At 58.0% G+C, this 22,863-nt stretch carries 23 protein-coding genes; 10 read left to right on the top strand and 13 right to left on the bottom strand.

Translation table 11 applies throughout. The features are described 5' to 3' along the window. Positions 1 to 34: 34 nt before the first annotated feature. A complete protein-coding gene (locus tag AC1965_RS08305) occupies positions 35 to 604 on the top strand; it encodes a hypothetical protein (RefSeq protein ID WP_483886810.1) in 570 nt (189 codons plus the stop codon). On the opposite strand, the gene AC1965_RS08300 is transcribed toward AC1965_RS08305, so the two are convergent. After that, positions 517 to 855 carry a hypothetical protein gene (locus AC1965_RS08300; RefSeq protein ID WP_483886809.1) on the bottom strand — a complete coding sequence of 113 codons (339 nt, stop codon included), beginning with the start codon at positions 853 to 855 and terminating at the stop codon, positions 517 to 519. The two genes, AC1965_RS08305 and AC1965_RS08300, sit on opposite strands and share 88 nt — an antisense overlap. Positions 856 to 1,183: 328 nt before the next feature. Between AC1965_RS08300 and AC1965_RS08295 the strand changes: the two genes are divergently transcribed. Next, positions 1,184 to 2,005: a bifunctional allantoicase/(S)-ureidoglycine aminohydrolase gene (locus tag AC1965_RS08295; RefSeq protein WP_483886808.1), complete on the top strand. Its 822-nt coding sequence runs from the start codon at positions 1,184 to 1,186 to the stop codon at positions 2,003 to 2,005. A gap of 413 nt (positions 2,006 to 2,418) precedes the next feature. Here AC1965_RS08295 and AC1965_RS08290 read toward each other — a convergent pair whose 3' ends face one another. Genes AC1965_RS08290 through puuE form a run of 3 tightly spaced genes read right to left on the bottom strand, consistent with a single transcriptional unit; the run spans position 2,419 to position 5,807 of the window. After that, on the bottom strand, positions 2,419 to 3,855 hold the full coding sequence (locus AC1965_RS08290) for a uracil-xanthine permease family protein (protein ID WP_483886807.1): 1,437 nt from the start codon (positions 3,853 to 3,855) through the stop codon (positions 2,419 to 2,421). A gap of 54 nt (positions 3,856 to 3,909) precedes the next feature. Next, positions 3,910 to 4,401 (bottom strand): ureidoglycolate lyase, encoded by a 492-nt coding sequence (locus AC1965_RS08285; protein ID WP_483886806.1) that lies wholly within the window; start codon positions 4,399 to 4,401, stop codon positions 3,910 to 3,912. Continuing rightward, a complete protein-coding gene (gene puuE / locus AC1965_RS08280) occupies positions 4,398 to 5,807 on the bottom strand; it encodes an allantoinase PuuE (RefSeq protein ID WP_483886805.1) in 1,410 nt (469 codons plus the stop codon). Before puuE ends, AC1965_RS08285 begins: the two co-directional genes overlap by 4 nt. 143 nt (positions 5,808 to 5,950) lie before the next feature. Here puuE and uraH point away from each other — a divergent pair, with 143 nt between their 5' ends. Beyond that, positions 5,951 to 6,304: a hydroxyisourate hydrolase gene (gene uraH / locus AC1965_RS08275; RefSeq protein WP_483886804.1), complete on the top strand. Its 354-nt coding sequence runs from the start codon at positions 5,951 to 5,953 to the stop codon at positions 6,302 to 6,304. An 83-nt stretch (positions 6,305 to 6,387) separates the two neighbouring features. On the opposite strand, the gene AC1965_RS08270 is transcribed toward uraH, so the two are convergent. Continuing rightward, positions 6,388 to 7,296 (bottom strand): LysR family transcriptional regulator, encoded by a 909-nt coding sequence (locus AC1965_RS08270; protein WP_483886803.1) that lies wholly within the window; start codon positions 7,294 to 7,296, stop codon positions 6,388 to 6,390. A 97-nt stretch (positions 7,297 to 7,393) separates the two neighbouring features. On the opposite strand from AC1965_RS08270, the gene AC1965_RS08265 reads away from it, so the two are divergent. Next, the gene (locus tag AC1965_RS08265) at positions 7,394 to 8,653 is read left to right on the top strand and encodes a urate hydroxylase PuuD (protein ID WP_483886802.1); all 1,260 of its coding nucleotides are present in this window, start codon (positions 7,394 to 7,396) and stop codon (positions 8,651 to 8,653) included. A 125-nt stretch (positions 8,654 to 8,778) separates the two neighbouring features. Here AC1965_RS08265 and AC1965_RS08260 read toward each other — a convergent pair whose 3' ends face one another. The 5 genes from AC1965_RS08260 to AC1965_RS08240 are packed head-to-tail and all read right to left on the bottom strand — an operon-like array spanning position 8,779 to position 12,799. After that, positions 8,779 to 9,276, bottom strand: a complete 498-nt coding sequence (locus AC1965_RS08260) for a GAF domain-containing protein (protein WP_483886801.1) — start codon at positions 9,274 to 9,276, stop codon at positions 8,779 to 8,781. A gap of 16 nt (positions 9,277 to 9,292) precedes the next feature. Further along, positions 9,293 to 10,027, bottom strand: a complete 735-nt coding sequence (locus tag AC1965_RS08255; protein ID WP_483886800.1) for an ABC transporter ATP-binding protein — start codon at positions 10,025 to 10,027, stop codon at positions 9,293 to 9,295. After that, positions 10,024 to 10,860 carry an ABC transporter ATP-binding protein gene (locus AC1965_RS08250; RefSeq protein WP_483886799.1) on the bottom strand — a complete coding sequence of 279 codons (837 nt, stop codon included), beginning with the start codon at positions 10,858 to 10,860 and terminating at the stop codon, positions 10,024 to 10,026. Before AC1965_RS08250 ends, AC1965_RS08255 begins: the two co-directional genes overlap by 4 nt. Next, positions 10,857 to 11,753, bottom strand: a complete 897-nt coding sequence (locus tag AC1965_RS08245; RefSeq protein WP_483886798.1) for an ABC transporter permease — start codon at positions 11,751 to 11,753, stop codon at positions 10,857 to 10,859. Before AC1965_RS08245 ends, AC1965_RS08250 begins: the two co-directional genes overlap by 4 nt. Beyond that, positions 11,753 to 12,799 (bottom strand): ABC transporter permease, encoded by a 1,047-nt coding sequence (locus AC1965_RS08240; RefSeq protein WP_483886797.1) that lies wholly within the window; start codon positions 12,797 to 12,799, stop codon positions 11,753 to 11,755. Before AC1965_RS08240 ends, AC1965_RS08245 begins: the two co-directional genes overlap by 1 nt. Positions 12,800 to 12,947: 148 nt before the next feature. Here AC1965_RS08240 and AC1965_RS08235 point away from each other — a divergent pair, with 148 nt between their 5' ends. The 6 genes from AC1965_RS08235 (at position 12,948) to AC1965_RS08210 (ending at position 20,266) form a co-directional block, all read left to right on the top strand. Beyond that, complete coding sequence (locus tag AC1965_RS08235; protein WP_483886796.1) at positions 12,948 to 13,553, top strand: helix-turn-helix domain-containing protein; 606 nt, start codon at positions 12,948 to 12,950, stop codon at positions 13,551 to 13,553. Between the two features lie 39 nt (positions 13,554 to 13,592). Beyond that, entirely contained in the window at positions 13,593 to 15,179 is a 1,587-nt protein-coding gene (locus tag AC1965_RS08230; RefSeq protein WP_483886795.1) for an ABC transporter substrate-binding protein, read from the top strand. A 111-nt stretch (positions 15,180 to 15,290) separates the two neighbouring features. Then, positions 15,291 to 16,349 carry a M24 family metallopeptidase gene (locus tag AC1965_RS08225; protein WP_483887008.1) on the top strand — a complete coding sequence of 353 codons (1,059 nt, stop codon included), beginning with the start codon at positions 15,291 to 15,293 and terminating at the stop codon, positions 16,347 to 16,349. Positions 16,350 to 16,615: 266 nt separating this feature from the next. After that, positions 16,616 to 17,401 carry a hypothetical protein gene (locus tag AC1965_RS08220; RefSeq protein ID WP_483886794.1) on the top strand — a complete coding sequence of 262 codons (786 nt, stop codon included), beginning with the start codon at positions 16,616 to 16,618 and terminating at the stop codon, positions 17,399 to 17,401. A 307-nt stretch (positions 17,402 to 17,708) separates the two neighbouring features. After that, complete coding sequence (locus tag AC1965_RS08215; protein ID WP_483886793.1) at positions 17,709 to 19,034, top strand: DUF6538 domain-containing protein; 1,326 nt, start codon at positions 17,709 to 17,711, stop codon at positions 19,032 to 19,034. A 197-nt stretch (positions 19,035 to 19,231) separates the two neighbouring features. Continuing rightward, positions 19,232 to 20,266 carry a M23 family metallopeptidase gene (locus AC1965_RS08210; RefSeq protein ID WP_483886792.1) on the top strand — a complete coding sequence of 345 codons (1,035 nt, stop codon included), beginning with the start codon at positions 19,232 to 19,234 and terminating at the stop codon, positions 20,264 to 20,266. A gap of 140 nt (positions 20,267 to 20,406) precedes the next feature. On the opposite strand, the gene AC1965_RS08205 is transcribed toward AC1965_RS08210, so the two are convergent. From AC1965_RS08205 to AC1965_RS08195, 3 genes are all read right to left on the bottom strand, one after another. Beyond that, positions 20,407 to 20,670 (bottom strand): hypothetical protein, encoded by a 264-nt coding sequence (locus tag AC1965_RS08205; protein WP_483886791.1) that lies wholly within the window; start codon positions 20,668 to 20,670, stop codon positions 20,407 to 20,409. Positions 20,671 to 20,873: 203 nt separating this feature from the next. Continuing rightward, positions 20,874 to 21,296, bottom strand: coding sequence for a hypothetical protein (locus AC1965_RS08200; RefSeq protein ID WP_483886790.1), 423 nt, complete (start codon positions 21,294 to 21,296; stop codon positions 20,874 to 20,876). Between the two features lie 209 nt (positions 21,297 to 21,505). Further along, positions 21,506 to 22,729: a plasmid recombination protein gene (locus AC1965_RS08195; protein ID WP_483886789.1), complete on the bottom strand. Its 1,224-nt coding sequence runs from the start codon at positions 22,727 to 22,729 to the stop codon at positions 21,506 to 21,508. Positions 22,730 to 22,863 lie beyond the last annotated feature (134 nt).

The raw sequence follows: 22,863 nt of genomic DNA, 5'->3' as shown, positions 1-22,863 counted from the left end.
GCCGGGGGGTGACCAGCCACAAAGGACACCCTCGATGCTGAAACACCTGCTGACTGCCCTGCCACTGATCGCCGCCACCTCTCTCATCGCTGCCGAAGCGCCGCCAGCGATGTCCGCCTATGTCGACAGCGATATTCTTACCTGGGTCAATGACGCCCAGATCGTCGACGCCATCATTGCCCAGAACACCGCGCACAGCGCTCTCACCCAGGCCGATATCGACGCGAGGGACAAGGAGTGGCGCGCCCAGGTCGGCACCGCAAACCGACCGCTGGTCGATGCGGTGCTCTCGGCCCCGGTCGCGGATTTCCTCAAACAACAGGTCGCCGCATCAGGCGGACGCATCACTGAAGTGTTCATCATGGACAATCATGGCCTCAACGTCGCCGCCAGCGCCGTCACCTCAGACTACTGGCAGGGCGACGAAGCCAAGTTCAAAAATACCTACCCGAAAGGTGCCGGCACCGTCTTTATCGACCAGGTCGATTTTGATGAAAGCACCCAAACCTATCAGGGTCAGGTTTCGGTTGCGGTTACCGATCCGGCCAGCGGGAATGTCATCGGCGCCATCACCATCGGGCTGGATGCGAGCGCGTTCTTCTGACGCCACCAGAACATGCCGTGTATCGCCCGGTGCCAGCCATCGGGCGATGCCGCCAGCATAGGCGCGGGGGCCACGGCCTTTAGCGACGCAATCGCACGCTGCTGAATATCCAGTGCCGTGGCCTGTTCCAACACGCGGTGGCCCGGCCGTGCCAGTCGGCGTGTGGTAGTTGCACCCTGATTGGCGTGCCGCAGCAGTTCAAACAGCTGCAGGTGGCGCGGCGGCAGGGCAGGCTGTGGCGATTGCACCATGCGAACGGTCCTCCTCCGGGGTCCATATCCGGCTACCCCAACCATCAGACTGCGCGCGGATTGCGGCATCTGCGGGGTCACACTTGGGCCGACCCACGGCATTTCAGTGCAATTGTCGCTAGGTTTTAGCCAAATCGCGCCGCGGACTGTGCCACCGTTCCTTTTTTGGATTAAAAATACCTCCGCACCGGCGCAGCCCACACCACGGCAGCGTCAGTCCCGCATCCACTATCAAATATTCCGATACAATCTTTCAGCCATCCGCCATCTTGGCGCGGCGCGCCGTTACGGCCATCCTGAGTGCCACATCAAAAGGACGGAGCGCCCGATGACATCCCCCAGCTACTACGCCCCCCAGGGCGGCCACCCGGATCAAAAAACCCTGCTGTCCGACCGCGCGGTCTTTACCGATGCTTATGCCGTTTTGCCCAAAGGCACGATGCGCGATATCGTAACCTCCTTCTTGCCGTTCTGGGAGGGCACCCGGCTTTGGGTCATCGCCCGCCCGCTCAGCGGCTTCGCCGAAACATTTTCGCAGTATATCATGGAGGTTCAGCCCGGTGGCGGCTCTGACCGGCCAGAACTGGACGCACAGGCCCAAGGGGTGCTCTTTGTCGTTGAAGGTGGTTTTAGCCTGACCATCGACGGCACCGAACACGACATGCGTGAAGGCAGCTATGCCTATATCCCCGCCGGCGCGCCCTGGACCCTGCGCAACACCAGCGGCGCGGTCACGCGGTTCCACTGGGTGCGCAAATCCTACGAAGCTGTCGAGGGCCTGAATCATCCCGACCCGCTGGTGCTGAACGAACAGGACATCGCGCCAAATGTGATGCCCGACACCAATGGTGTCTGGGCCACCACCCGCTTTGTCGATCCGACCGATCTAAGACACGACATGCACGTGACGATCGTAACGCTGCAACCCGGTGGTGTGATCCCGTTTTGCGAAACGCACGTGATGGAACACGGGCTTTACGTGCTTGAGGGCAAGGCGGTCTATCGGCTCAATCAGGATTGGGTCGAGGTTGAAGCGGGCGATTTCATGTGGCTGCGCGCCTTCTGCCCACAAGCCTGTTATGCCGGCGGGCCGGGACCGTTTCGTTACCTGCTTTACAAGGATGTGAACCGGCATATGAAGCTGCGCTGAGTATGGGGCCACGTAGCCGGGGGGCCAGCCCCCCGGACCCCCCGAGGGTATTTACGACTCAAAAAAGCGAGAAATGGGGAAGGGCGCAGGCAAATCATCCTGCACGGGCCGGGCGCGCGGAAGGGGCCGATTGTAGAGCCCCCTTTAACCACCTTTTAACAATCCTCAGCGCGTGCTGCGTTAAACACGCCTGCATCACGCCGCCCCGTATCCATCGGTGTACGCCCAGTGTACGCCGGGTGTACATGAAGTGACAGGCCCAACCCCCTCAAAACACGCCGTTAACCCAGCCATTCAGCGCCGATTCGCCCCCGGTGCCGTTGCGCGCCCCTAGCGACCGTTGCGCAGGCCCTCAAAACCGCAAAGGGCGCCCCGGCGGAACGCCCCCTCATCATTTGCGTCAGGCTCCGACATCAGCCGCGTTTTTGCAATGATCCACTGCCATTACCCGACAGCCCACCCGACACTTCCTCGGTCGATTCATCGGACAATTCTTCCGGCAGCAACAGGTTCAGCACAATCGCGATCAGCGCCGCGGGCAGCAATCCCGATGTCATCAGAATGCGCCATGTATCGGGCAGATACTGCACCGCTTTCGGGTCCAGTTGCAGCCCCAGACCCACCGATAGGGCAATGGCGAAAATCACCATGTTCCGCCGGTTCCAGTTGACGTCCGACAGCATCGAAATCCCCGCCGCGACAACCATGCCAAACATCACGATAACCCCGCCGCCCAGCACCTCGATTGGGATCGTGCGGATCACCGCGCCAACCTTGGGCACCAGTCCGCAGAGGATCAAAAACAGCGCGCCAATGGTCACCACATGGCGGCTCATCACCCCCGTCATGGCGATCAGCCCAACGTTCTGACTGAACGAAGTGTTTGGCAATCCACCAAAAATCCCGGCCACAGCACTGCCCAGACCATCGGCATAGGTGGCGCCGGTGATCTCGGCGTCTGTTGCCTCGCGTCCGGCGCCCCCCTTGGTGATCCCCGACACATCGCCGACGGTTTCCACCGCCGAGACAAAGGCCATCAGGCAAAACCCAACGGCCGCCGCAAGACTGAATTCGAACCCGTATTTGAACGGCACCGGAAAGGCAAAGGCGGCAGAGCGGCTCCAACTGCCTGCGATGCCGTCGAAGGTGACCATCCCCATCGCCAGCGCATAGACATAGCCCACAAGAATCCCGATCACGACAGCCGAGACCGACATCATCCCGCGAGCAAAGAACTTCAGCCCCAAGGTAACAAAGATGACCACCAGCGCGGCGGACCAGTTCAGCAGGCTGCCATACTCCGGCTGGTCAATCGCAGGCACGCCGCCAGCGGCGTATTGAATGCCCACTTTTACCAGTGCCAGACCGATCATCGTCACGACCAATCCCGTCACCAGAGGCGGCAGCGCAAAGCGGATTTTACCGATCACCGATCCCAGCAACGTATGAAACAACCCGCCAATCAGAACCCCGCCAAAAAGTGCCGGCAGGGCCTCCACCCCCTTGCCAGCGACCAGCGGAATCATGATCGGGATAAAGGCAAAACTAGTGCCCTGAACAATCGGCAACCGCGCCCCGACAGGTCCCATGCCGATGGTCTGAAACAAGGTCGCGATCCCGGCAAAAAGCATCGACATCTGAATGAGATAGGTCATATCGGGAAACCCCTGGGCGCCCGCGTCAGACCCAAATCCAAAGCCCGCAGCGCCGGCGATGATGATCGCCGGGGTCACGTTGGATACGAACATCGCCAGCACATGCTGAATGCCCAGCGGCACCGCCTGCGCCAGGGCCGGCGTATAATTCGGGTCGCGCAATTGCTCGGGCGTGCCCAGCGAAGTATCAGTCATGTCTCTCTCCCTTATGACCGTGTGATCCTGCCGCATCTTTGCGGTCGGGTTACCTCATGTCTCCCCCGTCACCTCCCAGGGGTCGTCAAACCAATGTTCCTCCAGATTGGTGCCGCTGCCGATGCGGTCCACCACGGCAAAGAGCCCCGGTGCCGCCAGCGGGCAACAGACCCCGTGCCAAATATTCCGGTATAAATTCACCCCCTGACCGGGTGCCGCCAGAAACGCCGCAGGTGTCCCCGGCTTGCCCGCCGCGTCTGGCGCCACGACCACCAGATAGGGGTTTTGATGCATAGGGATAAACGCCTGCGACCCCTGCGGATGCCGCTCCATCATATCAAGGGAAAAGGGTAGGGTGCGCGGGGTTGCGTCAAAGACGCTGACACCTGCGCGGCCATCGCTGAAATCAAGTGCGGCACGATCGTGAAACCGCCCGCAAAGCCCTTGATTAATAAGCTTTTCCGGTGCGCCCCTTGCTTCCAGAACGTCACCAAAGGGTGCAAAATCTTCTGCTGTCAGGGGTCTGGTTGCCACCGTGCGGCTCATGGCAGGACATCCTTTAAACGCAGCATCGCAATGCGCTCCACCTGACTGCAGGCTTCGGCAAACTCGGTGTCGCGGTCGTTGTCGATGCGCCGTTTGAAGGCCGCGAGAATGCCGTCCTTGTTATGGTCCCGCACTGCGATAATAAATGGGAATCCGTGTTTTGCGACATAGGCATCGTTTAGCGAGGTAAAGCGCTGACGCTCTGCATCGGTCAGCGCATCCAGTCCCGCTGCCGCCTGTTCGGATGTGCTCTCTGCCGTCAGGCGCTTGGCCTGCGCCAGCTTGCCCGCCAGATCCGGGTGCGCCGTCAGCACGCCCAATCGCTGACCGTCGGTGGCGCTGCGGAACACCCGCGCCAGCGCATTATGCAGCCCCACGCCGGTATCATGGCCCACGCCCAGCTCCAACTCAAATGCCCCTTCGGCAATCCAAGCGGAATGTTCAAAGATGCCGCCGTATGTGCTGACGAAAGTTGCGCGGTCCATCGTGCTGGGGCGCTCCCGCCGCCGATGCGGATGCGTGGCGGCCCAATGCGCCGCAATCTGGTCGCGCGTGGCAAACCAGACCCCTTCATGCCCTTGGGCATACTCGATAAATTGCCGTAGCGCCTCGACCCGGCCGGGCCGCCCGATGAGGCGGCAATGCAACCCCACGGACAGCATCTTGGCCGCCCCATCGGCACCTTCGCGGTAGAGCGCATCAAAACTGGCCTTGAGGTAGTCAAGAAACTGTGCGCCAGCGTTAAACCCCTGCGGCGTGGCAAAACGCATGTCGTTGCAATCTAGCGTGTAGGGTACGATCAACTGATCGGTATCCCCAAATTCCATCCAATAGGGCAAATCATCAGCATAGGCGTCTGCGACATAGGAAAATTGCCCGGTTTCCGCCGCCAGCCGTATCGTGTTTTCGGAACTGCGCCCGCAGTAGAACCCACGCGGCGGGGTGCCGGTGACTTCGGTGTGCAGTCGGATCGCCTCAGCAATCGCCGCCCGTTCGTGCGCTTCGGCCATGTCCTTGTGTTCAATCCACTTTAGGCCGTGACTGGCGAGTTCCCAACCCGCATCCATCATCGCCGCGACCTGCACCGGCGACCGCGCCAGCGCCGTGGCCACGGCGTAGACGGTAATCGGCACCCCCTTGAGCAACCGGTGCAGCCGCCAGAACCCCGCGCGCGCGCCATATTCGTAAATCGATTCCATGTTTGCATGGCGCTGACCTGGCCATGCCGCAGCGCCCACGATCTCTGACAAAAACGCCTCAGACCCCGCATCACCGTGCAAGATGTTGTTTTCGCCGCCTTCTTCGTAGTTCAGAACCAGCTGGACAGCGATCCTGGCACCACCGGGCCATTGCGCGTCGGGGGGTGTCTGCCCGTATCCCTGCATATCACGGGGGTATCGTGTCATAGGGTCCTCCATTATCCTTGCTCTGAGTAGACCAGAAGATGATGATTTGTTTTCAATTAATTTGTGAAAGACTATCGTAAAATCTCGGCTTTCCCTGCCGGGACGCTTGCGCGATCAAGGCAGCATACCAACGGGAGGTGACAATGACCGGCTATTTGACCACACATGTCCTCGACACGGCACTGGGGCGCCCGGCCGAAGGGCTCAAGATCGACCTCTACCGCATCGACGGCGAGACCCGCACCCACTTGCGCTGCCTGATCACCAATGCCGATGGCCGCACCGATGAACAAATCCTGCCCGCTGACGACTTCCAGACCGGCACCTACGAGTTGCTGTTCCACTGCGGTGCCTACCTCGACGCCTGCGGCACACCGCCCGAAACCCCGCGTTTCCTGGATGTTGTACCGCTGCGCTTTGGCATGTCGGAAGCCGCACATTACCACGTGCCCCTGCTGCTCTCGCCCTTCGGCTATTCTACCTACCGCGGCAGCTAATGCGCGGCACTCTTTCACTTTTTTGAGTCAAAAATACCTCTGCGCGCCCTCACAGCGCGCGCAACGTCTCATGTCCAGACACCTCACCGCGCCTTCAACGCATCCTCCATCCGCGCGATCATGAACTCCATGAACAGCCGGGCCTTGGGGTCTTGGTGGCGGCGGTGGGTGTAAAGGCAGGCCATCTGCACGGGCAGGGGGGGCGTGTCCTCCACCACCCGCACCAACGCACCGCTGCGGATATGGTCGGCGACCTCGAACAGCGGCTTCATCGCGATGCCGGCACCCGCCAGCGCCCAGTCGGTCAGAACATCACCGTCGTCGCTTTCAAACCGTCCGCGCACATCATATTTCACGGCCCCCTCAGGCCCCTGCAACTGCCATTGAAACTCTGTTGCCCCCGGAAAGCGCAGGTTCAGACAATTGTGCTGGCCGCGGTCAATGTCCTTGCCCGCCTTGGGGTGACCATGTGCCGCGATATAGGCCGGGCTGGCGCAAAGCACCCGTTCACATTCCGCCACCTTGCGGATGCGCAGCGTCGAATCCTCGGGCCGCCCAAGGAAAAACGCGACGTCCAATCCTTCGGCGGTCAGATCCAGTTTACGGTCACTCAGCCGCAGGCGCACGTCCACCAGCGGATAGGTGGCACCAAACTCCATCATATGCGGCGCGATCAACCGCCGTCCGACACCTAAGGGGGCCGCGATATGCAGCGTCCCCCGCGGGTTTTCGGTGACATCGTCAATCCCGGCCTCGGCCTCTTCAACCGACGTGAGAATATTGCAGGCCCCCGCATAGAAAATTGTGCCCTGTTCCGTGGGCGACAGGCTGCGCGTGGTGCGCTGAAACAACCGCACCCCCAGATGTGCCTCCAGCTGGGTGATCCGGGCCGAGGCCACGGCGGGCGATATCCGCTGGTCCCGCGCAGCCGCTGACATGCTACCCAGCTCGTAAATACGGACAAAGGTGCGGATGTTATCGAGGTAGGACATTTATCGGGAACTTTTGATAGAGTTTGCTGAATGACAAACGTAGCGTTAAAATCGCCGATTGAATAGTCTGCCCGTGATATCAAGGAGGACATGCACTATGAACGACATCGCCATCATGTGGGACTGGATCGGTTTTGCCATCCGCTGGGTGCATGTGATCACCGCAATGGCTTGGATCGGGGCGTCATTCTACTTTATCGCGCTGGATCTGGGGCTGCGTAAGGTACCGCATCTGCCCGTCGGCGCCTTTGGCGAGGAATGGCAGGTGCATGGCGGCGGATTTTATCACATCCAGAAATATCTGGTGGCGCCTGAAAACATGCCCGACCACTTGATCTGGCACAAATGGCAAAGCTATTCGACATGGCTATCAGGTGCCGCGCTGCTGATGGTGGTCTACTGGGCGGGGGCCGAGCTTTACCTGATTGATCTGGCCAAGGCTGATCTGACCACCGTACAGGCCATCCTGATCTCCGCAGGCTCGCTCACGCTGGGCTGGATCATCTATGATTACCTGTGCAAATCGCGCCTGGGCGACAAACCAACTGTGCTGATGGTGCTGCTATTCGTGCTGCTGGTGGCCATGGCCTGGGGGTATAATCAGGTCTTCACAGGCCGCGCGGCCTTGCTGCATCTTGGCGCGTTTACCGCCACGATCATGACGGCAAATGTGTTCTTTATCATCATGCCCAACCAACGCATCGTGGTGAAGGACCTGCAAGAGGGCCGCACCCCAGACCAGAAATACGGCAAGATTGCCAAGCTGCGATCGACCCACAACAACTACCTGACGTTGCCTGTCATCTTCCTGATGCTGTCGAACCACTACCCGCTGGCATTTGCCACAGAATACAACTGGCTCATCGCAGCGTTGGTGTTTCTGATGGGGGTCACGATCCGGCATTATTTCAACACCATGCACGCCACAGGCAAAGGGCCGCATTGGACATGGGGGGCCACCGCGCTGTTGTTTGTGGCCATCATGTGGCTGTCCACAGCACCCTTGATGCAGCCCAGTTTGGAGGAGGCGGAGGCGCGCCCGCTGACCGACCTTGAACAGGTTTTTGCCAGCGCCGATGGCTTTGCGGAGGTGACAGATATCGTGCCGGGCCGCTGCGCCATGTGCCACGCGCGCGAACCGTTCTACGACGGCATCCGTCGCGCGCCCAAGGGGCTGCTGTTGGAAACGCCGTCAGACATCGCCCGCGCCGCGCGGCAGATCTACTTGCAGGCCGGCGTGACCAACGCAATGCCGCCCGCAAACGTGTCCTTTATGGAAGAAGATGAACGCCGCAAGGTCGTGACATGGTACAGAAACGCTGCTGCTCGGCTGCCGTTTTTTCTGGCGGCCAAGTAAGCGCAGATGCTGAACCCCGCCGACCAGACAAACGCGAAAACGCCGCATCACATGCGGCGTTTTTGGCTTTGATATGAACGTAAGCGACCCGCCTCAGTGGTGCTGCACGGAACGATGTGCATCCCTCATGTCGCGGCAAGCTGGGCGACGGTAAGCAGGGTCGCCAATGCGGGCAGCGTCAACTGATCTGCGGCAATCTTCTGGCGTTCGGGCGTGTAGTGATGTTCAGCGTCAAGCATATTGGCCGTCGCAATCAATTCGCCCTTGTGGATCACCGGCAGGTTGATGACCGCACCACAGCCCAGGCTGCCGATCAACTCGTGGTCGGGGAACACGTCGGCGATGTCGGCGAGGGTGTTTGCCACAAACATCTCGTGCCCGTCATGCACCTGATTGAACCAGCTGTTGCGGGTGATCGGTTTGGTGCCCGAGGTGGGGTAGTTTTTCGGGTCACTGGTGTAGGACCGGCTGGCCAGTTCGGTGGCCATGTCTACGGTCATTACCGTAAACAGCTTGGCGCCGATCAGCGTATCGGCCAGCTTGTGCAACGCGGCCTGTGCTGCGTCAGCGGTTGTCGCGGCGGACAGGGCGTCATTGAACTGCGTAAGGGGGGAGGTCGTCATAGGGGCATCCTTCGGGTCAGCCGCCGCTGGCGGCATAGAGGCTTCGTGAATAACTGTGGGTGAATTCGCCGTGGTGCAGCGCCGAAACGGGGGCGATTTCGACAATCTGACCCTTGGTCATTACTGCCACGCGGTCACACATAAAACCGACGACGGGCAAATCATGGCTGACCAGAAGATAGGTCAGGTTCTGTTCGGCCCGCAGTCTTTTCAACAGGTTCAGGATTTCGGCCTGCACGCTGACATCCAGCGCGCTGGTGGGTTCGTCCAACAGCATGATCTTCGGCTCAAGCATCAGGGCGCGGGCGATTGCGACGCGCTGGCGTTGACCGCCCGACATCTGGTGCGGAAAGCGAAAGCGAAAGCGCCGATCAAGCCCGACATCGCTGAGCGCCTTTTCAATCCGCTCCGAACGGTTGCCCAGCCCGTGAATCGCCAGTGGTTCCGACAACACCGCATCGACGGTTTTACGTGGATGCAAAGAGCCGTAAGGGTCCTGGAATACCATCTGGCACGTCGTGGCCAGCCCCTTGTCTGGCCCGTGCCCGCGCGGTTTGCCAAGGATCGACATGCTGCCGGACCATTCCGGCGCAAGCCCTGCGATGGCTTTCAGCACAGTCGATTTGCCAGAGCCGCTTTCGCCGACCAAAGCAAAACTTTCGCCTTTGGCCACGTCAAAGCTGACGCCTTGGACGACGCGTTTGCCGCTGTAGGAAATATCGAGGTTGTTGAGTGAAATCGCGGCTGTCATGTGCCCTCCCACGTGGTGCGGTCCAGTGTCGGCAATGTGTCGCGCGTTTCATTCATGCGCGGCACGGCGGCCAATAGGCCGCGGGTATAAGGATGTGTTGCGCGGTCCAACTCTCGGGCGGCGCAGCGTTCAACCACGCGGCCTGCGTTCATCACCAGGATCTGGTCACAGTAGCGGGCGACCAGTTGAAGATCGTGGCTGATCAGGATCAACCCCATGCCCTGTTCGCGCACCAAATTATCAATCAAGTCCAGCACCTGCGCCTGAACACTGACGTCCAGCGCGCTGGTCGGCTCATCCGCGATCAGTATCTTCGGCTTCGGGATCAACATCATCGCGATCATTACCCGCTGGCCCATGCCGCCCGACACTTCGTGCGGATACATATTGGCCACATGGTCGGGATCGTTGATCTGCACCGCCTCAAGCATATCGCGCACCCGCCCGCGGGTCGCGCTGTGCGACAGCTTTTCATGGACGCGCAAGGCTTCTGCGATCTGGCGTCCGATGGTCATCACCGGATTAAGCGAATAGCGCGGGTCTTGCATGACCATGGAAATGCGGGCGCCGCGCAGGGCGCGCATTTTGCGCTCGGACAGGGACAAAAGGTCCTGTCCCTGAAACTCCATTTTTTCGGCTGTGACACGGCCCGGCGGCCGGATCAGCCGCAGGATCGCGCGGCCTGTCATGGATTTACCCGAGCCACTTTCGCCCACGATGCCAAGGCGCTCTTGCCCCAGATCAAACGATACGCCCTTGACCACATCAACGCGGCCCTGCGGGGTCGGGAAATTTACGCGCAGATCGCGCACCGAGAGGAGGGGTTTGGTCATGATTTCCCCGCTGATTTGGGATCAAGGACATCGCGCAGCCCGTCGCCGAGGAAACAAAAGCCCAACGAGACAAGAATAATCGCCAGCCCCGGCATCGTCGCAACCCACCACTGGTCAAGGATGAACACCCGCCCACGCGAGATCATCGCGCCCCATTCGGGCAGGGGTGGCTGCGCACCCAAGCCGAGAAAGCCAAGGCCCGCCGCCGTCAAGATGATCCCCGCCATGTCCAGTGTCACCCGAACAATCATCGACGAGGTGCACAGCGGCAGCACATGGGCAAAGATGATCCGCGTATGCGACGCCCCCAAAAGACGGGTTGCCGAGACAAATTCAGCGTTGCGAAAGGTCAACGTCTCGGCCCGTGCGATGCGCGCATAGGCGGGCCAGGCGGTGATCGCGATGGCGATGATCGCGTTTTCGATACCCGGGCCAAGGGCGGCGACAAAAGCCAGCGCCATAATCAGCTTGGGCATCGACAGAAACACATCCGTCAGCCCCATCAGGATCCGGTCGGTCCAGCCGCCAAAGTAGCCCGAAATCGCCCCAATCACGAGCCCCAGCGGCGCTGAGATCACCGCGACCAACGCCACGATCATCAAGGTAATGCGCGAGCCGTAGACGACGCGGGAGAAGATATCACGGCCCAACTCATCAGTGCCCATCCAGTGATCGGAGGAGGGGGGCAGTAGACGGTCGGCGAGGTTCTGACCCACCGGGCTTTCGGGGGCAATCAGGGGGGCTGCAATCGCGGTAAAGATCAGCAGCCCGATGATCACAGCACCCGTTACCGCCAAAGGATTGCGCAACATCAGACCGCCCGCGAGATAGGCGCGCCCGGCGTTGGCCTGCATCCGCGATACGGGGCTGTCAGAGGTTAACCATGCGTGCATTATCGGCTCCTCGGGTCGAGAACGCGGTAAAGCACGTCCGACACTTTGTTGATCAGAATAAATACCGCGCCAATCACGAGGGTGGCGCCCAGAACGGCGTTCATGTCGGCATTGAACAGGGCGGTGGTCAGATAATTACCGATGCCCGGCCATGAGAACACGGTTTCGATCATCACCGATCCTTCGAGCAATCCCGCATAGCTGAGGCCGATGACGGTGATAAGAGGCACGCGGATGGGACCAAAGGCGTGGGCCCAGATCACGCGCGTTTCGCTGACGCCTTTGACACGGGCGGTGGTGACGTATTCCTGATTAAGTTGGTCCAGCATGAAACTGCGTGTCATCCGCGCGATATAAGCAAGGGAAAAGAAGCCGAGGATCGTGGCGGGCAGGATGATGCGGTGCAGCGCGTTGCGGAACACCTGCATATTTCCGTCCAGCAGCGAATCGACCAGCAGCAGACCCGTGACCGGTTTCACCAGCCCGTCATAGAACACGTCGATTCGACCCGGCCCGCCGACCCAACCGAGCCCGGCATAAAACACGGCCAAGCCAACCAGACCCAGCCAGAAAGCCGGAACCGAATAGCCCAGCAGCGCCAATACCCGGATGATCTGGTCCGACCAGCTTCCGGCACGGGCGGCGGCATAGACGCCCATCGGCACGCCAAGCAGAACGCCGATAATGATGCCGATTGTTGCCATCTCAAGCGTGGCGGGAAAGACGCGGATCAAGTCTTGGGCCACGGGGCGTCCGGTAGACACCGATGTGCCCAGATCACCCTGCAAAACATCGCCCACGTAGGAAAGGAACTGCACGAACAAGGGGCGATCCAGTCCCATGGCAATGCGCGCCGTTTCATATTGCGCATTGGTGGCACGGTCTCCGACGACGGCCAAAACCGGGTCAATCGGCACCACCCGCCCAATGAAAAAGGTGATCGCCAGCAGGCCTAAAAAGGTCAGCGCCGTGATCACCGCAAACCCGCCGAGAGAGCGGGCAAACTCTGCCAGTCGCGTCAGCGAAGAATTGAAAGTGGATGACATGGCGCGACGGTCCTCATTGGTCCGGCCCCGTCGATTGGGGCCAAGGTCAGTTTTGCCGGACGTTAGGGAAATCACTTGGCAAATGCAAAAAGTTTTGCTTACATCTAAAAAAGTTTTTTGACTGAAACCATAAAAAGGGGGGCGATGTGTGAAGGATCAGCCGGACAAAGCCGAGAATCGCGCGCTCAACCCATCGCGGCAGACGCCAGCCGTGCTGGGCCCCCGCATCCGCGGACGGCGGCGCAAATTGTCGCTGACGCTAAAGACGGTGGCCGAGCTGTCTGGTTTGTCCGTGGGCTATCTCAGTCAGGTCGAAACCGACAAGGCGGTGCCATCGCTTGGCACTTTGGCGCAGATCGCGCAGGCGCTTGATGTTGATCTGGATTATTTCATCACGACCCCGCGCGCCGCAACCGCCCTGTCGCGCGCCAGCGAGAGAGCGCAATTTTCCCTGCCCGGATCGGCCATGTCTTATGAGGCAATCAGCAACGATTATCCGGGCTCTGAACTGAGCAGTTTTATCATGATGGTGCCGCCTGGCTACGAGTCCGAGGTGGCAACCCATGAAGGCGAAGAGATCGTCATGGTGCTGGAGGGCGAGATCGAACAGACCCTTGGCACTGAAACGCTGACGATGGGGGCAGGGGACGCGCTGCACTACAGCGGCGCCACCCCGCACAGCTGGGCCAACCGCAGCGACACGCCCGCACGGCTGATCTGGACCGGCACGCTAAGCGTGCTGATGCGCAAGTGAGTTAAAAACCCGTAAAACGAACCCAACAGGAGAGACACAATGAAAACCTTGAGAACTGCCCTACTGGCCAGCGTAATGGCCCTGCCATTGGCTGCACCGGTCTTGGCGGAAACCCCGCCAAACCTGCTCGTCGTGGCGCAGAACATCGACGACATCGTCGCGATTGACCCCGCACAGGCTTATGAATTCACCAGCGGTGAACTGGTCACCAACATCTATGATCGGCTGGTCCAATACGACGCCGAAGATCCAACCGTGCTGGCCGCAGGCCTTGCGGAAAGCTGGGAAACCGACGCCGACGCCAAAACTGTCACCTTTACCCTGCGCGAAGGTGCCACGTTCCATTCCGGCAATCCGGTGCGCCCAGAGGACGTGACCGGCAGCCTTGCGCGTGTCATCAAGCTTGACCTGACGCCGGCGTTCATTCTGGCACAACTCGGCTGGACGCCCGAGAACGTCGACGCGATGATCACAGCCGAGGGCAATACGGTCACGGTTAAATATGAAGGCGACTTTTCCCCCGCCTTTGTGCTGAACGTGCTGGCCGCGCGGCCGGCCTCCATTGTCGATATGGAAACCGTCATGGCCAATGAGGTCGACGGTGATATGGGCAACGCCTGGCTGAACGAAAACAGCGCCGGGTCTGGCCCGTTTTCGCTCCAGACCTTCCGCCCTGCGGAGCTGGTACGTCTGGCCGCCAATCCGGATTACTTCAAGGGCGCGCCCCAGATGGAAGGGGTGATCTTGCAGCACGTGGCCGAGGCCGCGACCCAGCAGCTGTTGTTGGAGCAGGGCGACGTCGACATGGCGCGCAACCTGACGCCAGACCAGATCGCCGGGATGACCAGCGACGACATCACTGTTGCGTCGTTCCCGCAGGCCGCCGTGCATTTCCTGTCGTTCAACCAAAAGAACGACAAGCTGACCGATCCCGCCGTCTGGGAAGCTGCCCGCTATCTTGTGAATTACTCCGGCATGACCGACAGCTTCCTTGCTGGTCAGATGGAAATTCATCAGGCGTTCTGGCCCAAAGGCTTCCCCGGCGCGCTTGAGGAAACGCCCTACAGCTATGATCCTGCAAAAGCCGAACAGATTCTGGCAGATGCCGGCGTCGAACTGCCGATCACCGTTGAACTTGACGTGATCAACGCCGCGCCCTTTACCGACATGGCGCAATCGCTTCAGGCGAGCTTTGCTGACGCAGGGATCAATTTTGAGATTCTGCCGGGCACAGGCGCACAGGTCATTACCAAGTACCGCGAGCGGACCCACGCCGCGATGCTGCTTTACTGGGGCCCCGACTTCATGGACCCGCATTCCAATGCCAAGGCCTTTGCCTATAATTCCGACAACTCGGACGAGAATTATCAGGCAACGACCACCTGGCGGAACGCTTGGGCGGTGCCTGAAGAGCTGAACAAGCTGACCATGGGCGCCCTGACCGAGCCTGATCCTGATGCGCGTCTGGGCCAGTACGTCGAACTGCAAAAGGCCGTGCAGAAAGAAAGCCCAATCGTGATCATGTTCCAGGCCGCCTATCAGGTGGCGATGGACAGTGACGTCTCCGGCTATGTCAACGGCGCAACGTCGGACTTCGTGTTCTACCGCCTGGTCGAAAAAGACTGATCATGTCGTGACCAACGGGGGGCCGCTTTTCCGAGTGGCCCCTTTGAACGCCAATATCAATGAACTGGAACATCCCCCGTGACCATCCGCCTGAAGAACCTGCGCGCCAAAATGCGCGACACCGGCACCGATCTCGTAGCGATTGGCCCGACCAGCCACATGCGTTGGTTGACCGGGCTGGACCCCCACGGCGATGAGCGCCCGGTGATGTTGCTGGTGTCACAGGATTACGCCGGGTTTCTTATGCCTGGCCTGAACGCCGACGCGGCGCGCAAGGACACAGACCTGCCATTTCATACTTGGGCCGACGACACCGGCCCGGACACGGCACTGGCCGCGCTGCTGAACAAGTGCGGGGCCACTGTCGCGGGCCTGTCTGTTGCCATAGACGAAGCCATGCGTGCGGATTTTGCCCTGTTGCTGCTCGATGCGCTAGACGCACCGCGCCGCAGCTTTGCGGCCGAAACAGTGGGGCTGCTGCGGCAAATAAAGGATGATGAAGAATACGAGGCCTTGCGCGCCAGCGCGCGCCTGAACGACGCCGCCGCCATGGCCGGATTTGCTGCCCTGGCCGAAGGTGTGACCGAGCGCGACGTGCAGGCTGCAATCCATGCCCATTACAAGGCAAACGGCGCGCGACCAGAGTTCACCATCGTTGGATTTGGCCGAAATGCGGCGTATCCACACCACCATACCGGTGATACCAAACTGACGCGCGAGATGGCCGTGTTGATCGACACCGGATGCCGCCTGAACGGCGCGCCGTCTGATATGACCCGCTGCGGCTGGTTTGGCGACACACCGTCGCCAGAATTTCTCAAGGTTGCAGAGATCGTCGAGGACGCGGTGCAAGCAGCACTTGCGGCGTCTCACCCCGGTACCATCGCATCGCGCATTGATCGCGCCGCGCGAGATACGATTGCGGCTGCGGGGTATGGCGACAGGTTTCTGCACCGCACCGGTCATGGCCTTGGCGTCGACATTCACGAGCCCCCCTATATCAGCGCGACCGCCACCACCGAGATGCGGGCAGGCAATGTGTTCTCGATCGAGCCGGGGATCTATCTGGATGGGGATTTCGGCATTCGTCTTGAGGATATTGTGATCCTCCGCGACAGCGGGCCAGAAATTTTGTCCGGCCTCTCGCGCGATATCGTCAAAGTGACGTAACCCGAAAAATTGATCGTCTCACTGCGAGGGGCTTTAGTCTTGGACTAGGTTGCGTGTGGGTTTGCCCCACGCACACCGCCCCCGCCTAAACGCAACATGTCTGTCGTTGTACAGGGGGCGTTCACCGATTTGCTTCCTCCGTTGGTCTGCACCTTTGATGGCATCTTACCTGTCGTTGGCGGCAAATTTCGACGATTTAGTGCGTTCTCATAGCCGCTAGCTTAGCCTATCTTTAGCCACACGCCGTGTTCGAAGGGGAAAATCTAATGCCAAAGCCGCCGTTTGTTCGGCCCAAAATAACCAAATTTTTCGAAGCAGACATGTTGGAGAATTATCAGCGCGGAAGTTTTTGGTTTGGCACATTAAAGCGATACCGCATGATTGAGAAAAAAGAGGATGATGTGGTAGTGGAGCCGCGCTTCTCTGATAGGCGAGAGGGCATGGTCGAACTTACACATAATTTTGAAACGGGTCATGCCAAGAGCGTCAAAATAGGTGGCATAACCATTACCGACGGCCACTTCGAGGGCAATGGGACCGACATAATATTGACGCACGAATTCAACGATTTTGTCTTTTGTGCTTCGTGGGGAGCATATTCTCGTCAGCAGCACCTAGATATAAAAAATGGTGCGATTAGTGTGGGTGAAACACAATACGAAGGAAATTCAAAGCTTACGCATTTTGCAGAAATCGAATTGATTGATTTCTTAGACGCTGTCAGTTTGGAGGCACCAAGAACACCGTTATGGAACACTACACTTCCAGCAAAAGAGTATTTGCTTCATAGCCTTGTCAAATATGGGCAAACAGAAAAGTTAATTTCCATTCCGTCGGTTTATGAAGGCAGCGGGATGGATGTGACTACTGAAGACTATCTGAGAACTATGTTCACAAAGCCCAAGCACTTTTCACCGGAGAATGAATTTCGGGTCGTCTTACGTGCCAACGCCCCAAATTCTATTGACGGTGATCCTGCGGGTATGAAGTTGATGCACAAGAAACTGCGTCGTTCCATACGAAAGATTGGAACTCTTGACGGAGAGGTATGACCTGCATCGCTAGTGAACCTCACGAATGCGTGATCGACTTAAATCGACGATCCCTTGTTTCTAGCCATTCTCGCGACATGCAAACGACAATCCGCCCTTAAATCTTGAAATAAATACAATTCCTTAACCGGAATTGTGGCGGAGAGACAGGGATTCATACTTAATCTCTAATCTCCAAATAATACTATAATTTCAGTGCACTTAGGTCATTTACCCATTTCAACGGCCAGCAAGAAAGTGTAGCAAATTGTGTTGCAATGCGCTGATCCGTGACACGCGGCAGCAATAATACAAGCGAGTGGCACAAATGGCTGGATTGATCAAACGGGGGAACACTTGGCACTTTCGGATGCGGGTGCCGAAACGGTATCTCGCAGTCGCCGGTCGCAAAGAAATTCATCGCAGCCTCGAGACCGATAGTGAACGGCGTGCCCGTGAGATGTTGCCCGATATGAAAGCAAGACTGCTTGCCGAGCTTGAAGAAATGACAGTCATAAAAGAGCGACCAGACGAGGCCAGCGCTTACCGCGCAGCGCAGAAGATTGCGCAAGCGAGAGGGTTTGCCTACCGCCCGCTCTCCGATCTCCTGAACGCACCACTGGATGAGATTTTGGGCCGCGTAGAAACTGCCAGCGCCGATCCTGCCACCGAGACGGTAAAAGCCCTCCTTGGGGCGATTGAGGAGCCCGCGCTGATGCTCTCGGGGCTTGTCGATGAAGTTGAAAGCCTTGCGGCACACGAGAACCGATACAAAAGCGAAAACCAGCTGCGCTTGTGGCGCAATCCGCGCAAACGTGCCGTTGCCAACCTGATGACGGCTCTGGGTGGCAAGGATGTGTTTGTGTCAGAGATCGACCACTCTGCGGCCCTAAAGCACAAGGCTTGGTGGCAAAAGAAGATCACCGCCGAGGGGCTTTCTATGGAAAGTGCCAACAAGGACTTCGCAAACATGGCCGGGATGCTTCGTCGTTACTACGAGGGCATCGCGAAACCCAATCCGCCAGAGCCATACCGTCGTGTAAACCTCAAGGATCGATACAAGGTTGAAACACGAAAATTGGAAATCCCGATAGATTGGATTACCGAGAAGTGGTTTGCGCCAGGCGCTTTCGACGCCACGAATCCGGAGGCGCGGGACATCCTGCTGATCTCTATCGAAACCGGGTGCCGGCAGTCTGAAATCCACGACCTTCCGGCAAGTGCTATTGTGCTGGATCACCCTATACCCCACCTACAACTCGCATTTGAAGAGGGTGAAGACCGGAGAGAGATAAAGAACAGTTCATCCGCGCGGTTGGTGCCTCTCGTCGGCGTCGCCCTCGCGGCAGCCAAGCGCCATCCGAACGGATTTCCGCGATACAGAGGTAAGAGCAACTACTCAGGCACGATGAACAAATTCCTTCGCAGCAATGGCCTGCTGCCGTCCGATCGGCATACAATCGGGGGAGTGCGCCACACTTGGGAGAGCCGAATATTGAACGCGACAAAGCGTATGGACGTCAGCGGTGAAATGATGGGTCACAGCGTGAAGGTCATCCGCGGTCGCCCCGTATATGGGGACGCAATGGATTTAGCGCGAAAGCAGGAGCTTGCTCAGAGCGTCATGCTGAAAGTGCCGGAGCACTTGAACTAATCGCAGAGAACAAGACTACCCGCCAGCAAACGGTACAGGGATAAAAATATTTCGGCTCCAAGTAGCGGAAGTCGTATTGAGCGCCAATGTCAGCCCCTTCATAGCCCGAGTTTCTCGTTTAGGTTGGTGAGAAATCTAGTTCGTGATAGACTTTCCCAATAATAGACATCACTAAATTTTATATGGAAGGATAATCGGTGCGATATTTTTTTCTAATTGCCATTCTCTCACTTTCTCCAAATACTTCTTTGGCCCACTGTAAATGGAGCCATCCACATCATTGTGTAACAGCCCCCATAAGAGACCTCGGCGGCGAGATAGGTGGGACAATCGGGGGCGTAATAGAGGATTCTGCCGATATTGTTGATGAAGCTGTCGAAGACGTCGCTGACGTCGTAGACGAAGCCGCTGATGACACTATTCACATAATCACTCAAACTGGCGAAGAGTTTTCCGAGTTCATCTGTACAGTTGTAGGGAAGGAGGACGGAGAGGGATGCAACGTTTCTGGTGGCGTAACTGTAGGCGATGACGGAAGCACAACCGCAACTGACGGTCAGGGAGTACCGTCCGAAATTCCTGAGGCTCAACCCGATATCTTTGGCTGGGAAACTGACCTAGCATTTGAGGAATGGCAAGATACCGAAGAAGAAAATGAAAAGTGGGCGATCGGTGGTATAATCTTAGCACCAAGAGGAACTGCGCTACCAGAAGATATCACATGGTTTTCAACTCTTCCTGGTAACGTAACATCAGAAGGTGCGATCAGAAGCGACCGAGGGATACAGCAAATCGTCGGCGTCAGAAGAACCCGAGGTACGCAATACGGGCTGCATCGAGGAACTGACTACTCCACGGCCTCAGGCGATGCAGTTTTATCTCCGGTAAGCGGTGTGATCGTCGGCGTTCGGCAGATGTCGAGCAAACCCTTCGCGCTCGTGGAGGTTCGAAATAACCAAGGTATAATTTCTCGAATTCTATACGCTTCAAGCAGCATTAAAGTAGGTGAAAGTGTTTTGAGAGGGCAGCGCATCGGCACGGCTCAAGACCTCCATGTGACGGGGGGGTATGATACTACTGTCCCAAATCATATTCACGTTACGCACATTAGCCCAGAAGGACACTCTCTTGCGCCAGATGGAAAGTACGTAGTGCTAAAAGACGATATGGATGTAGGAACGCTATGCGTTGGAGACAACAGGCAATGTTTCTCCCCTGGGGAATATCAATAGAGGTCGCCCATCATATATATTGGTGAAATATGTTTCTCATTAGTATCGCGTATTTCAGTGAGCCAGCTCAAATGGTGTAATCTCAGAAATCAGCAATCTTTTCCCGCTGAGCCGTCCTTCACCTCATCTCACAAAACGCATCACGCCGCCCTGATGGGGGCGGCGTGGTTTGCAATTTGGGCGGCTTGGAAGAGCAGGTCTTGTTTTTCTTCGAGCGCTTCGAGATCTGCGTTGAAGCGTTTGAGCAGGGGGAGCATCCATTCTTCGCCGTTGGTGATCTGTTGAGCGATCTGTTGTCTGGCGCGTTTGACCCGGTCGATCTGGATTTCCACGGCGGAATTTCGAACGGGGTGGATGTGGGCGATTTCGGTAACCGTCGTCCGCGCGGTGTGTCTCTGAGACATAGCACTCCATACCCCACCACCGCAGATTTGCGGCTGGTTTCGGGGGCGGGGGAATGGCTGGCTACATGTCGGACTCCGTTGCTCGTTAGGCATATTTAGGCGCTGAGGGTGCAATTGATAATGCTTTCATCTGGAAACAGTCTGTTCATCGCGTTGAACGATGGGAGGTGGCCCCGTGAGACCTTGCACACGGGGCGGCACGCTCATTCGCCCTTGTGATCGCCACCGGACAGTTCAGCTTCAGCAGCCGCAGCTCGCTCAGCCTCGTCGTCGGCTTTCCAGATCTCAAGCTGCGCGTCGATACGGTTAGCAACGCCTTCAGGCGTTTGCGCGTGTTTCAGCATGCGGTTACGGTTAGTGGCCGTTGCAAAGCAGGCGAACTCGAAGAAAATATCTTCGATTTTTTCGACATTTTCTTCCATCATACAGTCAATCCAGACATCGAGCGTGGCTCCAAAAGCGGCACGTGCCTCGCGCTGTGTTTTGTCATGCTTGCGGGCATCTTTGTCGGCATGGCGCGCGACCGTGTTCATTGCGGATTCCATACGGCGCTGCATTGCCTCAGTCATAACGAATTTCGTTTTGTTGACTTTGCGGGACGATTTCTTCGACAGTTTCTTGGTCATATCTGGGGCTCCAGTTTAAGTGTTTACGTTCAACCGGAGCCTTGGGTTTTCCGTCCCGCTGCTTCCGATTACCCTTAATATTGGAACGCATTTTTCGGCACGATAATTCTCAAGCCATGTTTTTTGTATAAAATTGCAAGCAACTGATATTAAATGGTAATACACAAATTTTGATAGTTTTTATGTGACGAATTCATACTTCAACCCGATCATTCCGGCCCACTTTGCTCCTGTCCCGATTTGCGTCCTCTTCCCTTACACGCAGGGTCCAGCGCCATAATGCTGGCGGTCAGTTTGCGCCGCAAATCCGCAATCTTTCCGCGACGCCCTTTTGGTAGATGCCGGGCGATTTCGAGAATGGTGTCGTCGGCTTTTTTGATCTCGGAAATCTCGGTCGCAAGCCGCGCCTCCGCTGCCTTCTCCGCTTTGACAGTCGCTTTCAGCGCCAGCTTCTTTGCGACAGCCCGAAATGCTTTTCGCGCTTTGGCAAACCCGAACCCGGTCCTGCGGTCGGGCGTGATTGGTGATCCTGTCTTTGTCGATGGTTTGATCGGCTTGCCAAACTCGTCAATATCTCCAGCGGAGACGGCTTCGGCATAGGCGATCACGTCTTCCGCGATGTCTTCACGCTCCTCCAACTCACGGCGGCGCACTTCGAGATCGGCGGCCTCTTTCGCGAGCCGCAACTCTTCCTTTGCCCGCCATTCCGCAGGGCGAACATGGCGCCGTTTTTCCGGTGGGGTTTTCCCGTTGTTCAGCGCCTCACGGATCGCCTGCTTGCGGGCTTCCCCGCGCACCAGGCCGATTTCGCTGAACCAAGCGCCAACGCTGTCTTGTGCCGCCTCGTAATCCTTGATCAGCGGATGAATGGAGGGTTGGAGCACACGGCACTCCACCCCGTGTTTATGCACGGTCGCGCGGGGCATGATCACCGCATGGATGTGATACGCCTGTTCATCTGTATCCGCCCGGGCGTGGATGACATCATCACCGAAATTCGCTTTCAACCAAGCAACAGCGCGCTCCTCGAACTGCTTCTCTCGAGCTGTATTGAATAGCTCAGCACTGTCCTCGGTTTCTTCGAACCAGTCCTTGTTGGCGGTCAGTAGGACTTCCCGCAACGGGCCATGCCGGGATGCGCGCCAAGGATCACGCGGCCCTTCGATGCGGCGCTTCTTCAAGTCTTTGCGTCGGTTGCGACGATCCAAGTCGGTCAGCTCTGCGGCAAAGGTTTCCATCTTGATCAGCTTGATTTCGGCCAGCGCTTCCTCCGCCCAGGTTTCTGTTCCGATCAGAAGCCGTGGCTTTGGCTTGTCGCGGTCAATGTGCCCAAGATCCCCATACTTGCGATGGCGATGGGCCTCGTATCCGCTGATATCGCTTGGACCCATCCCCGCATACCGCAAGACTACAGGGTGTTTTTTCGCCGCCATTTTTGATCTCCAGACTATGAGATCAGAACATCGGTCGATGATTCCGGCGTCGTGAGGAATCTTGAGCAGAAAGTTCAGCGGGGGAGGAGGGAGATTACTCACTAAACAGCCCGCACTCCGGCGCCTACGGCACC

The organism is Sulfitobacter sp. KMM 9851 (assembly GCF_057178245.1).
This window is presented reverse-complemented; position numbering and strand designations above follow the sequence as displayed.